This window comes from Streptomyces cadmiisoli, from assembly GCF_003261055.1.
Classification (GTDB): domain Bacteria; phylum Actinomycetota; class Actinomycetes; order Streptomycetales; family Streptomycetaceae; genus Streptomyces; species Streptomyces cadmiisoli.
On the sequence record NZ_CP030073.1, the window covers coordinates 4,431,084 to 4,443,434 of the forward strand.

The window sequence follows — 12,351 nt, forward strand, 5'->3', positions numbered from 1 at the left end:
ATCCGCCGCACCCGCCGCACGGATCACGTGAAGAAAATCTGAAATCCCGTACAACTTTTACCCACACACGCGTGTCTCTTGATCACCGACCGCTCGGTGCCCCCGAGGCCACCCCGCCTCGCCGGCCGGCCCGGACGGTCGACTCCATCGGCTGTGGATGCCCACCGGCATCCCCGCATGCAGCAGGAGAACCCGCATGCAGCACACCCTGCGACTCGCCCTCGCGACGGCCACCGCGGCCGCGCTGACGGGCGGTCTGCTCACCTTCTCGGCCGCGACGGCGACGGCCGCGGACGCGACGACCGTCCCGCAGGCCGACTTCAACAACGACGGCAAGGGCGACGTCGCCTTCTCCGCCGGCGGTGCCCAGGTCGCCGGCAAGAAGGCGGCCGGCCAGCTCGTCGTCCTCTACGGCACCTCCACCGGCGTCTCGTCGGCGAAGCGCTCCACCATCAGCCAGAACACCACCGGCACGCCCGGCAGCGCGGAGACCGAAGACGGCTTCAGCTCCGACACCGCGTACGCGGACTTCAACGGCGACGGCTACGACGACCTCGCCGTCTCCGCCCCGTACGAGGACGTCGGCAGCGACAAGGACGGCGGCGCTCTCGCCATCCTGTGGGGCTCGGCGTCCGGCATCACCGGCAAGGGCGTCACCGTCGCCGACCCCGCCCCCACGTCGCACGACCGCTGGGGCAGGACCCTCGCCGCCGGAGACTTCGACGGCGACGGCAAGGCGGACCTGGCCGTCGGCAGCAACACCGCGACCATCCACGTCCTCAAGGGCGGCTTCAACTCCTCCGGCACCCCGGGCGGCCGCTACACGATCAAGCCGCCGATCCAGGGCACCGAGGCGGGCGGCCCGCTCAACCTGACCGCGGGCAACATCAACGGCGGACCGGAGACCGACCTCGTGGTCGACGGCTACGAGACCGGCACCGAGTGGGGCTGGAACCGCAACTACTTCATCCCCGGCACCGCGAGCGGCCTGAAGTCCTCACTGGCCAAGACGCTCAAGCCCGGCATCATCACCGCGATCGGCGACATCGACGCCGACGGCTACGGCGACGTGGTCAGCGGCGCGTACTGGAACACCACCACCGAGGACGGCACCCCGGTGCCGGACTCCGGCAAGGGCGGCAAGGTCTGGATCACCCACGGATCGGACGGCGGCCCCCTGACCGGCAGCGCCACCGGCATCACCCAGGACACCGGCAGCGTGCCCGGCACCGCCGAGGGCAACGACTTCTTCGGCTACGAGCTGGACCTCGGCGACGTCAACGGCGACGGCTACCTGGACCTCGCGATCGGCGTCGCCGGCGAGAACATCGGCAGGGCGGCGAACACCGGCACGGTGGTCGTCCTCTACGGCGACGCGAACGGCATCAACACCTCCTCGGGCGCCCAGTCCTTCGCCCAGGACACCGCGGGCGTCCCCGGCAGCGACGAGACCGACGACTACTTCGGCCTCGACGTCAAGCTCGACGACGTCACCGGCGACGGCAAGGCCGACCTCGTCGTCGGCTCCATGGAGAACGCCGGCGACGGATCGGTGGTCTACCTGCCCTCCGGCGGCACGAAGATCACCACGTCCGGCGCGCGCTCCGTCTCCCCGAGCGCCTCGGGCGTCTCGACGACCGGCTCGCCGTACTTCGGCGCGAACTTCGCCGACTGACCCGCCGACCGGAGTCCTGACCCCGGTCCCCACGGGGGGCGCGGCGATATCGCGCCCCCCGTACCACCGTGGCGAAAAAGTTTCGAACTGACGTACAACCTTCAACGGGTCACGGCGGTCTCATGATCGCCGACCGCCACAAGCGTCCCGTCAGCCCATCGGCTCACCGGCGACCACGAGGCGGACCGCACCCTGTCGACCGTGGATGCCCGTACTCACCCGGGCCGGTTCCCCGACTGGAGCCCCGAACTTGCGCAAGCGAACACTCCTGCTCGCCGCCACCCTCACCACCGGCCTGCTCACCGCCCTGCCCGCCGGCCCGGCCGCCGCCGCGCCCTCCGGTCTCGCCTGGGACTTCAACGGCGACGGCTACCGCGACGTCGCCATCGGCGCGATGAGCGCCGACGTCGGCTCCGTACAGGGCGCCGGCGCCGTCGTCGTCCTGTACGGCTCGTCCTCGGGTGTCTCGACGGCCAAGAAGACCGTGATCACCCAGAACTCCACCGGCGTCCCCGGCACCGCCGAGTCCGACGACCGCTTCGGCAGCAGCCTCGCCGCCGGCGACCTCAACGGCGACCGCTACGCGGATCTGGTCGTCGGCGCCCAGTTCGAGAGCGTCGGCGACCGCGACGGCGTCGGCACGGCCACCGTCATCTGGGGCGGTCCGAAGGGCCTGACCGGCGGTTCGGCCCTGCCGCAGCCCGGCGGGCTGAGCGAGTGGGGCGGCTACTCCTCCGGCGTCGCCACCGGCGACTTCGACGGCGACGGCAAGACGGACGTCACGGTCACCGGCCAGAGCACCACCCAGCTGTACCGCGGCCCCTTCACCCGCACCGGCACCCCGCTGAGCCGGCAGCGCGTCGGCGAACTCGGCTCCACGTACGAGGTGTTCGCGGGCGACCTCGACGGCGACAAGAAGGCCGAGCGGGTCTACCCGTTCCTCGTCGACGGCGACTCGGGCGGCCAGATCCACTACTTCCGGCACGACCCGGGGAACGTGGAGCACCCCGAGTCGGACTACGCCATGCTCGAACTGCCCCAGGCCGACGGTGAGAAGGGCGCGATCGCCGACATCAACGGCGACGGCCGCGGCGACCTCGTCCTCGGCGACTACTCCGACCCCGGGAAGGAGAAGCCCGGCGGCCACAAGGGCGGCCAGATCACCGTCTGGTACGGCGGCGAGAACGGCCCCGACCCGGCGCAGAAACCGACCGTCATCCACCAGGACACCGCGGGCGTGCCCGGCGCGGGCGAGTACGGCGACGTCTTCGGTTCGGCGATCGCCGCCGGCGACGTCAACGGCGACGGCTACGCGGATGTCGCGGTCGGCGCCATGGGCGAGGACAACGGCACCGCCGAGGACTCGGGTTCCGTGACGATCCTGTTCGGCTCGGCCGCCGGCCTGAAGGGCTCCGGCGCCAAGTCGTACACGCAGAACACCACCGGTGTGCCCGGCAGCAACGAGGACGGCGACCACTTCGGCATCTCGGTCCGCCTCGTCGACCTCGACAAGAACGGCAAGGCCGACCTGGTCACCGGCACCGGCTACGAGAACGGCTACGGCTCGGTGACCGTCCTGAAGGGCACCTCCACCGGGCTGACCACGACCGGCGCCAAGTCCTTCACCGCCCGCGACGTCTCCCTCAAGGGCGGCGCCGACTTCGGCTGGGTGATCGCCCAGTGAGGTACCGCCGACTCGCCGTCCTGGTCGCGGCGTCCCTGACGCCGCTCGCCCTGTCCGCCCCGGCCGCCCAGGCGGCGACACCGGCGGCACCGTACGACTTCAACGGCGACGGCCGGGCCGACCTGGCCGTCGGCGCGCCCGCCGCCACCGTGGCCGGCAAGGCGCGGGCGGGCGCGGTCTCCGTGGTCTACGGCAGCTCCACGGGCCTGAAGTCCTCCACGTACAAGGTCATCACGCAGAACTCCCCGGCCGTCCCCGGTTCGGCCGAGACCGACGACGCCTTCGGCTCCTCCCTCGCCTCCGCCGACCTGAACCGCGACGGTTACGCCGACCTCCTGGTCGGCGCGCCCGGCGAGGACGTCGACGGCGACACCAACGACGGCACCGTCGTCATCGTCTGGGGCTCCAAGTCCGGCCTGTCCGGCGCCCGGACGCTGGTCAACCACAACCAGCGCGAGAACGACCGCTACGGCAAGGCGGTGGCCGCGGGCGACTTCACCGGCGACGGCCTGCCCGAGGTCGCCACCGGCTCGACCGGCATGTTCGAACTCAACTTCGTCTCCGGGCCGTTCACCAAGACCGGCCCCTTCGGCGGCGGCAACGGCGGCTCCCTCGCCGACGGCCTCCCGCCGTTCTCGTCGTCGTACGGCGTCGAGTACCTCTCCGCGGGAGACGTCATGGGTCGGGGCTTCTCGAACCTGGTCGCGCACGGCCGCGTCAAGGGCACCGACGACGCCGTCACCGTCCTGGTGGACGGCAAGATCGGCAACTTCAACAACTGGCTGGTGCGCATGCCGTCCGGCTACGTCTCCGCCGTCGGCGACATCGACGGCGACGGGTACGCGGACGTCGCGGTCGGCAACCACCGCGAGACGTCCGCCGACCCGGCGGGCGCGAAGGGCGGCCGGGTCACCGTCCGCTACGGCGGCCCCGACGGCGTCGACCCGAGCCGGGCCCCGCTCACCCTCACCCAGGACACGCCCGGCGTCCCCGGCTCCGCCGAGACCGGCGACGCGTTCGGCTCCGGCGTCTCCGTCGGCGACATCAACGGCGACGGCTACGCGGACCTCGCGATCGGTGCCTCGGGCGAGTCCACCGGCGCCGCGACGACGACCGGCTCCGTGACGGTCCTGTTCGGCTCGGCCCGCGGGCTGACCACGACCGGCGCCAAGACGTACACGCAGAACACCGCGGGCGTGCCCGGCGCCGAGGAGAAGTCCGACCGCTTCGGCGGCCGCACCTCCCTGCTGGACCACTCCGGAGACCGCCGCGCCGACCTGGTGATCTCCGCGCCGGGCGAGAACGCGGGCGACGGCGCGGTGACATCGCTGCGCGGCACGGCCACCGGCCCCACCACCACGGGCGCGACCACCTTCGGCCCGTCGACCACAGGCATCGGCACCACCGGCACCCCGGGCTACGGCTCGATCCTGGGCGGCTGACCCCGGAGGAAAGCGACCCGCGGCCGGCCGGGGCAAAGGCCGAGGTGACCGCCCCTCGCGGTCACCTCCCGACCTGACACCGGAGACGGCCGACCCGCCGTCCCCCAGGGGATGTCACAGCTCGGCCGCAAAGCCGGGCCCGGTACCCCGGGCCCGGCACACCGCCGTTCGAGACCAGGTACGTTCGATGACGTGGCTGGATTCAGGATGGGACGCGGCGGCCGCAACGACCGCGCCCCGCACACGCGACCGCAGCAACCCCCGTACGGACAGCAGGCGCCGCAGGCACCGTCGTACGGCTATCCCCCGGCGCCGCAGCCGCACCCGCGGCAGCAGCACGGGAACAGAGGCGGCGGCGCCCAGTGGCCGCAGACGCACGGCGGCTACGGCGGTCAGGGTGGCGAGCCCGAGTACTTCGGCGACGACCACGGGCACCGGCACGGCGCCCCGGACCCGTACGCGGCCAACAACCCCGGCCACACCCAGGCGTTCTCCATCAGCGAGGACCCCTACAGCCAGGGCGACACCTACCGCGCCGGCTCCGCCCCCGCCGCCCCGGCCGGCCCGCCGCTGCACTGGAAGGCCCTGCTGAAGGGCATCGTCACGGCGCCCGACCGGACCTTCCTGCGCATGCGCGACTACACGATGTGGGGCCCGGCCCTCGTCGTGACGTTCCTCTACGGCCTGCTCGCGGTCTTCGGATTCGACGGCGCCCGCGAGGACGCGATCAACGCCACGCTCTCCAACGCGATCCCGATCGTGCTGACGACGGCCGTCGCGATGGTGCTGAGCGCGTTCGTGCTGGGCGTGGTCACCCACACCCTCGCCCGCCAGCTCGGCGGCAACGGCGCCTGGCAGCCGACGGTCGGCCTCTCCATGCTGATCATGTCCATCACGGACGCCCCGCGTCTGGTCGTCGCGATGTTCGCCGGCGGTGACGCGCCCCTGGTGCAGATCCTCGGCTGGGCCACCTGGATCGCCGGCGGCGCCCTGCTCACCCTGATGGTCGGCCGCTCGCACGACCTGCCCTGGCCGAAGGCGCTGGGCGCGTCCGCGATCCAGCTGATCTCGCTGCTGTCGATCGTGAAGCTGGGCACGTTCTAGCCCACCGGCCCGGTCCGCCCGGCAGCGGGTCCGCGCCGGCCACCGGGCCGGCGTGCACCGCCCGGACCAGCCGCCCCTTCGTCGAGGCCCTCGGCGTGACCGTGCCGGACGCGCCCTTCCACGCCGAGGGGAACATCGCCACGGCCGGGGGCTGTACGGCGTCGCCGTACCTCGCCACACGGGTGATCACCCGGACGCTGGGCGAGGACGCCGCGCGCGGCGTCCCGGGCTACGTGGCCCCGGTCGGTGAGAACCGGGAGATGGCCGAGCGCGGCCTGCGGGCCGGCCGCACGGGCGAGGCGGCACTGCGCTGAGGCCCGGGACGGAGAGCCTCTGTCCTCACCGGGCCTCTCGTGTCCTCAGAGGGCCTCTTTGGACGGCGTGACCGGCTCCCCCGACTTGCGCACCACCGGCAGAACGCTCCACGGGAAGTTGATCCAGTCGTCGGTCCGCTTCCACACGTAGTCGCACTTCACCAGGGAGTGGGACTTCTCATAGATCACGGCGGACCGCACCTCGGCGACGGCGTCGAGGCAGAAGTCCCGCACCAGCTTGAGCGTCTTGCCGGTGTCCGCGACGTCGTCGGCGATCAGGACCTTCTTGTCGGAGAAGTCGACGACATTGGGCACGGGCGCGAGCATGACCGGCATCTCCAGCGTCGTCCCCACCCCCGTGTAGAACTCGACGTTCACCAGGTGGATGTTCTTGCAGTCCAGGGCGTAGGCGAGCCCGCCGGCCACGAACACACCACCACGGGCGATGGAGAGCACGATGTCGGGCTGGTACCCGTCGTCCGCGATGGTCTGCGCGAGCTCCCGGACGGCCACGCCGAACTGCTCGTAGGACAGGTTCTCTCGTACTGCGTCGCTCATGCCCGGCTCACACCTGCGTCCGATGGAAATTGATGAAGGACCGCGAGGCGGTCGGCCCGCGCTGCCCCTGGTACCGCGACCCGTACCGCTCACTCCCGTACGGGGCCTCGGCCGGCGAGCTGAGCCGGAACATGCACAGCTGCCCGATCTTCATGCCCGGCCACAGCTTGATCGGCAGCGTCGCGAGATTCGACAGTTCGAGCGTCACGTGCCCGGAGAACCCGGGGTCGATGAAGCCGGCCGTGGAGTGCGTGACCAGCCCGAGCCGCCCCAGCGAGCTCTTGCCCTCCAGCCGGGAGGCGAGATCGTCGGGCAGCGTGATGACCTCGTACGTCGACGCGAGCACGAACTCCCCGGGGTGCAGGATGAACGGCTCCTCCCCCTCCGGCTCGACGAGCCGCGTCAGATCGGCCTGCTCGACGGCGGGGTCGATGTGGGGGTAGCGGTGATTCTCGAACACCCGGAAGTAACGGTCCAGCCGCACGTCGATGCTCGACGGCTGCACCATCGATTCGTCATAGGGATCGATCCGTACCCGCCCGGCGTCGATCTCGGCCCGGATGTCCTTGTCTGAGAGAAGCACGCCCCGAGGATACGCAAGGCGCGCGGAGCCACGACAATCGTGGCAGCTCCGCGCGCCCTGTGCTGAACCGATACCGCCGGTGCTACCGCTTTTCGAGCGTGACCGGCACGACACTGCGCAATCGCGCGCATCGCGGACAGCGCAGGAGCCGACCCGGACCGAGTCGCTCGGCCTGCTGCATCGGGAACGAAGCGGTACTGAACACGTGCCCATCGGCACATCGGACGACGGTGCGCTCCATCAAGTCCTGAAGTCCCTTCCCCAAAGAGCCACGTCCGGCTGATGCCCTGACGAGGAAGGCCACATTACGGGATGAATGGGACGGCCCTCCAGGCGGCACTCCGACCCCGCGCGGACCCTCTCCCACCCCTCCACGGTACGCCCCAACTCCCCCCGCCCGCAGTCGCATCCACCCACCGAAACACCCGCAGGCCCCACGGCAAGAGCGCCTGGGGCCTGCGATGGGGTAGAGTGAGCGAGCATTCGGACCCGACCTCGGTCGGCGTCTTACGCGGGTGTAGTTTAATGGTAGAACATCAGCTTCCCAAGCTGAGAGCGCGAGTTCGATTCTCGTCACCCGCTCCATGTGAAACCCCCAGGTCGATGACCCGGGGGTTCTTTGTTGTCCAGACCATTCGGCGGCTGCCGCAGCACAGCCGCGCCAGCAGCCTTCCGGCGGCGCCTCCTTGTGGTACGCGCGGTCGCCGGTGTGGCGCTTCGCACGTTCGGCGCGCACCAGGTCGTGGAGCCCGGCGGCGGCCTCCCGTTGCCGCTCCTGCTCGGCGTGCCTCCCGGCCTCGCGCGCACTGCCGCGTGATCGAATGGGGCATGGCATCGTCCTGGACCGGTAGACAGGTACGTCTGCGTGCTGTCGAGCCCGACGACTGGACAGCGTTCATGCGCCTCGCCGGCGAGGACGGGCGGCGCGGGAGCCGGCTGGATCTGCCGCGGTCCGCCGAGAGCTACCGAGCCTGGGCGAAGGACCAAGCCGTGGCCGACTGCGATGACGACCGCTTCCGGCTGGCAGTGCAAACGACGGTCACGGGAGAGCTGGTTGGCACCATCGGCTCGCATCGCACCGGCCCTCGTTCGGGCTGGTTCGAGTTCGATGTCACGATCGGCGCGGACCACCGGCGCAAGGGCTACGCGGCAGAAGCCCTGGTGCTGCTGATGCGCTTCATGTTCGCCGAGCGGCGCTATCACAAATGCCTTGGAGCGATCTTCGCCCACAACGAGGCATCACTGGCACTCACTCGCCGGCTCGGCTTCACCGAGGAGGGTCGCCTGCGGGAACACGTCTTCTTCGCCGGCCGGCACCACGACCTCGTCATGATGGGCATGCTCGCCGACGAGTTCGACCGGCGACACACGCTGAGCGGACCGTGAGCCGGTCGTCCGAGTGTGCGGGACGGCACCTCAACCGGAAGCAGGACTTCCGTCAGCCGCGCGGAGTGGCACGCAGGCGCAAGCCGACAGTCGCGAGACCTTCGAAGGTGGTGACCTCGAAGCCGGGTTCCGGTCCGGGCGGCTCGCTCAAGTGGTGGCGGCGGGCGGTCTGCGCGGTCAGGAGCGTCAGCATCGCCATGGCCAGAGCCACTCCCTCGCAGGCGTGCGGCCCGGTGCCGAAGGAGAGGAAGGCCCCGCACTTCGCCGGCGAGCCCGAATCGTCGAGCCAGCGCTCGGGTTCGAACCGGTCCGGCTCGGGGTGTTCCCGTGCGTCGCGGTGGGCGGTGTAGGGGCAGACGAGAACGGTGGAACCGGCGTCGACGGTGTAGCCGGCGAGCTGCGTCCGCCGCGTGGCGCGCCGGGTCAGCAGCCAGCTCGGGGGGTGCAGTCGGAGCACCTCGCGTATCAGTGCCTGGGTGTACGGCAGGCAGTCGAGGTGGGTGCTGGTCGTCGCGGCCGGGTCCGCGGGCAGCAAGGCGGCTTCGGCCGCGACGCGGTCCGCTGCCCGGGGGTACCGGGCCAGGTGGAGCAGGATCCATCCGGCTGCCCGGGAAGGTGTCTCGAAGGTGGCGACGGTGATTCCCGGAAGAGTGTCGAGGACGGCCTCTTCCGGCAGTGGGCCGTAGCGGGAGGTGGGACGGAGCATCTGTCCGAGCAGGTCGTCACCGAGCCGGCCCGATGAACGGCGCCGGCGGACGATCGGCCGCAGAGCGTTCGTGAAGGCGACTTGCTGCCGTGTGCGGAACCGCCGTGCCGGTGTGGGGATCCAGCGCGGCCACACCCAGCGCGAGGGGCGTATCAGCACCTCCCGGGCCAGGAAGAGCTGCGAGGCGAAGGGCAGCAGGGTGGGAGCGTCTTCGGAGAAGAGGTAGTGCAGGCCGGTCTCCGCCAGGACGTGGCGGACCGGCGGCAGAACCTCGACGCACTGGCCCGCGGGCCACCGGTCGGCGAATCGAGCGGTCCTGGGCGCGATCTCACCGATCCGGGCTGCCACCGCCTGCGCGCGCAGTCCGCGCATACGGGCGGCGTGCGCATGGGCGCGCTCCTCCGCCGTCGGTGCTCCGTCCGACTGCTTCAACGGCGGGAAGAGAGGCGAGGGCGCCTTGGGGAAGTCCTGCGCGCGGCGCAGGACGTCTTCACACGACCCGGCCGTGGCGGCCACGTAGACACCCGGCTCCAGCTGCCAGACGTCCCCGCACTCGTCGGCGCCACGGCGCGCCAGCGCCAGCCGGTCGCGGCTCCATGCGGCGAAGCCGCCGTCGGGCAACCGCGGCGGCTCGTTGCTTCGGCCCATGAGATGGTCCCTGGCTCTTGTACCTTTCCGGTACCTTTCCAGGCCGATGTCGTCGGCAGCGCGGCCGACGGTCGGCGGGCGCCCGAGGGCACCCGCCGGCAGTTCGGTCAGGTTGAGTCGGCGCCGGCGTACGCGTCCCATTCGTGTTCCCCGTACGCACCGTAGTGGCGGGTGAAGGACAGCTTGCCCAGCAGCTTGGCGATCATGATGCACTCCTCTCGCCTGCCTGAGCTTTCCCGACTAAGAGTTCACTGATGAAGCTCCCCTCAGCAGTAAATGCCCTATATCCCATGTTGCCACATTTGTCACTTTGACATGTTCAGACTTTCGTGGGCGCGCATGGAGATACATCGACGAGCACCGACGGCAACCCGTGCGCGAGGCGCGCCCGGCTGCGGGAAGCCGGGCGCGCCTGTGGCTCGTCGGTGCGTGGGGAGAGCGTTCCAGGTCACGCACGCGGGGTTGTGATCAGCGGCGGTAGTCGCCGTGGCGGCGGTCGGAGCCCCAGGACTCGCTGTCGACGAAGCGTCCGCGGTCGTTGCGGAGAGTGGCGGTGTCGGAGCGGTTGTCCCAGACGTATTGGCGGCGGTCCTGGTAGAGGTCGGTGTCGGTGTCGCGGCCGTAGCCGGTGTGGATGCGGACCGTGGCGCGGCCTTCCAGGCGGTAGTGGTCGAAGGTGTAGGTGTGGCCGTCCTCGTCCTCGAGGGTCCAGCCGTCGAGGTTGACGCTGCGCCGGGTGGTGTTGGTGATTTCCACCCACTCGCGGTTCAGGGAGCGGGCGGAGCGGTCGTCGCGGCCCGGGGAGTCGTACTGGACGTCCGAGATCTGCACCTTCGGCCGCTCGGAACGGTCGTGGTCGGCGGCGGACGCCGGCAGCGTCACCACCGAGGCCAGAGCGCCGGCGGCGAGCGCGGCGGCGGCGAGACGGCGCGCGCTGACAGAAGTGGAAGCGGACAAGAGGTCTCCCATGGTGCGGACACCTTCCCCGAGAGGCCGCTAGGGCTGCCGGGGAGTCGGTGCGGTGTGGTGGCGGCCGGCTGGTCGCACGCACACCTTGTCCCCGACGTGGAGGACTTGAGGGGATAGCCTCACCCCTGTTACGTGTTGTCCATATTTCTATGACTCTCGGATGCAACGTCCACTTATGCCGTCTATGGCCACATGCTGGCGCACTGACGGGGCGGAAGGCCTTGCGGGCGTTGGGGTGTGACGTCTCCGCACCGCGACGCGGAACCCCGCGAGGGAGCGGGTCATCACCCGAAAGTGAGTAACAGCAGGTTGCCGTCTGCTCGGGCCCTGGCGTGGAGAACCCTGCCTCCGAGCAATCAGGGCGGGGTTCGGCGGGTGGTGTCGGACCAGGAGCAGCGCCGTCGACGCAGCAGCCCACGGCGTTCCACTCGCGACCCGCTTGGGCGGGGACACGGAGGCTCCTCCTTGTCCGAGCGGGCGCCTGCGTTGCGCTTCGGATGTTCGGCGCGAGTGCCGCCAGCGCCTGCCCCGTACGAGCCGGGTCACGACCTCGTACGGGGCAGCCGTCATGGCAGAAGCCGGCGGAGAGGTCAGCCGGCTGGAGCAGTGGTACGAGGCCCCGTGCGACGGCGATTGAGCCACCGTCCGAGCAGCGGACCGGTGTCGGTCGGTCGCGGCCCTCGGTGTCGGCGCATCGGTGATCGGGGAGGGAAGGGGCCCTCGCCTACGGCCCCGGATCGGCCACAAACCCGGTTTACCGGGAGGGAGTCGGTCGGTCAGGCTGGGGGTATGCCTCGACGGATCATGTTCGTACAGCTCAAGACGGGCTACGACACCGACCACGGGCCCGCGTGGATCGGGTGGGTGGACTTCTCCAAGACGTGGAGCACGGCCTACTTCCAGGGGCGAACGCTGCGGCGCGCCACCGGCCTGGGCCTGTTCGACGCGAACTTCTACGACGTCGAGTCCGGCGAGTCGTTCTGGATCTCCGGACCGAAGCGGGACCGGACCGACGCACGGTACGGACCGGAGGTTCCGGCCCTGGAGGACGACGCCGCGGACGCCTACCGGGCGTTCCTCCGAGGGGCCCCGCTCCCCGGCCGGGAAGCCGGCTAGCCACGGACCGCGCCTCCGCAAGCGTCCGGTGTCCTCCGGCAGCTGCCCGCCGCAGGCGCGAGCGTCGACTCAGGGTGTCCTGCGACAGCTCGCCCCTCCAAGGTGGTGGTCAGGGGACCGGCTCCGCCATACGCGCCCTCCGTACGCCGAGGCCGGCACGAGCCAT

Annotated in this window: 10 protein-coding genes, 1 tRNA gene and 1 pseudogene; 8 read left to right on the top strand and 4 right to left on the bottom strand. The window is 70.9% G+C overall.

Translation table 11 applies throughout. The features are described from left to right. The first annotated feature begins 196 nt into the window (after nucleotides 1–196). The 5 genes and pseudogenes from DN051_RS19050 to DN051_RS19070 form a co-directional block, all read left to right on the top strand. Nucleotides 197–1,675: a VCBS repeat-containing protein gene (locus DN051_RS19050; RefSeq protein WP_112439140.1), complete on the top strand. Its 1,479-nt coding sequence runs from the start codon at nucleotides 197–199 to the stop codon at nucleotides 1,673–1,675. Nucleotides 1,676–1,925: 250 nt separating this feature from the next. After that, nucleotides 1,926–3,359, top strand: a complete 1,434-nt coding sequence (locus DN051_RS19055) for an FG-GAP-like repeat-containing protein (protein WP_112439141.1) — start codon at nucleotides 1,926–1,928, stop codon at nucleotides 3,357–3,359. Beyond that, nucleotides 3,356–4,801 (top strand): FG-GAP-like repeat-containing protein, encoded by a 1,446-nt coding sequence (locus DN051_RS19060; protein ID WP_079000308.1) that lies wholly within the window; start codon nucleotides 3,356–3,358, stop codon nucleotides 4,799–4,801. Before DN051_RS19055 ends, DN051_RS19060 begins: the two co-directional genes overlap by 4 nt. A 111-nt stretch (nucleotides 4,802–4,912) precedes the next feature. Then, nucleotides 4,913–5,905 carry a Yip1 family protein gene (locus tag DN051_RS19065; protein WP_112439142.1) on the top strand — a complete coding sequence of 331 codons (993 nt, stop codon included), beginning with the start codon at nucleotides 4,913–4,915 and terminating at the stop codon, nucleotides 5,903–5,905. A 47-nt stretch (nucleotides 5,906–5,952) separates the two neighbouring features. Next, a pseudogene (locus DN051_RS19070) lies at nucleotides 5,953–6,219 on the top strand (AraC family transcriptional regulator); the annotation flags it as partial. Nucleotides 6,220–6,264: 45 nt separating this feature from the next. Here DN051_RS19070 and DN051_RS19075 read toward each other — a convergent pair. Both DN051_RS19075 and dcd read right to left on the bottom strand, forming a co-directional pair. Further along, the gene (locus DN051_RS19075; protein ID WP_107093792.1) at nucleotides 6,265–6,777 is read right to left on the bottom strand and encodes a phosphoribosyltransferase; all 513 of its coding nucleotides are present in this window, start codon (nucleotides 6,775–6,777) and stop codon (nucleotides 6,265–6,267) included. Nucleotides 6,778–6,784: 7 nt separating this feature from the next. Then, on the bottom strand, nucleotides 6,785–7,360 hold the full coding sequence (dcd, locus tag DN051_RS19080) for a dCTP deaminase (protein ID WP_053756629.1): 576 nt from the start codon (nucleotides 7,358–7,360) through the stop codon (nucleotides 6,785–6,787). 511 nt (nucleotides 7,361–7,871) lie between these two features. Here dcd and DN051_RS19085 point away from each other — a divergent pair. Together DN051_RS19085 and DN051_RS19090 are read left to right on the top strand one after the other, a co-directional pair. Continuing rightward, a tRNA-Gly gene (locus tag DN051_RS19085) sits at nucleotides 7,872–7,945 on the top strand. A gap of 228 nt (nucleotides 7,946–8,173) precedes the next feature. Next, nucleotides 8,174–8,746 (top strand): GNAT family N-acetyltransferase, encoded by a 573-nt coding sequence (locus DN051_RS19090; protein ID WP_159053891.1) that lies wholly within the window; start codon nucleotides 8,174–8,176, stop codon nucleotides 8,744–8,746. 52 nt (nucleotides 8,747–8,798) lie between these two features. Here DN051_RS19090 and DN051_RS19095 read toward each other — a convergent pair whose 3' ends face one another. Together DN051_RS19095 and DN051_RS19100 are read right to left on the bottom strand one after the other, a co-directional pair. Further along, entirely contained in the window at nucleotides 8,799–10,100 is a 1,302-nt protein-coding gene (locus tag DN051_RS19095) for a cytochrome P450 (protein ID WP_112439144.1), read from the bottom strand. Nucleotides 10,101–10,568: 468 nt separating this feature from the next. After that, complete coding sequence (locus DN051_RS19100; protein WP_199314953.1) at nucleotides 10,569–11,069, bottom strand: lamin tail domain-containing protein; 501 nt, start codon at nucleotides 11,067–11,069, stop codon at nucleotides 10,569–10,571. 789 nt (nucleotides 11,070–11,858) lie between these two features. Here DN051_RS19100 and DN051_RS19105 point away from each other — a divergent pair. After that, complete coding sequence (locus DN051_RS19105) at nucleotides 11,859–12,185, top strand: hypothetical protein (RefSeq protein ID WP_112439145.1); 327 nt, start codon at nucleotides 11,859–11,861, stop codon at nucleotides 12,183–12,185. The last annotated feature ends 166 nt before the right edge of the window (nucleotides 12,186–12,351 follow it).

Bases quoted from the DNA above. Each gene is read 5' to 3' on its own strand.
- DN051_RS19050 (WP_112439140.1), top strand. From the start codon at position 197: ATGCAGCACACCCTGCGACTCGCCCTCGCGACGGCCACCGCGGCCGCG.
- DN051_RS19065 (WP_112439142.1), top strand. From the start codon at position 4,913: ATGTCACAGCTCGGCCGCAAAGCCGGGCCCGGTACCCCGGGCCCGGCA.
- DN051_RS19100 (WP_199314953.1), bottom strand. From the start codon at position 11,069: ATGGGAGACCTCTTGTCCGCTTCCACTTCTGTCAGCGCGCGCCGTCTC.
- DN051_RS19105 (WP_112439145.1), top strand. From the start codon at position 11,859: ATGCCTCGACGGATCATGTTCGTACAGCTCAAGACGGGCTACGACACC.
- DN051_RS19095 (WP_112439144.1), bottom strand. From the start codon at position 10,100: ATGGGCCGAAGCAACGAGCCGCCGCGGTTGCCCGACGGCGGCTTCGCC.
- DN051_RS19075 (WP_107093792.1), bottom strand. From the start codon at position 6,777: ATGAGCGACGCAGTACGAGAGAACCTGTCCTACGAGCAGTTCGGCGTG.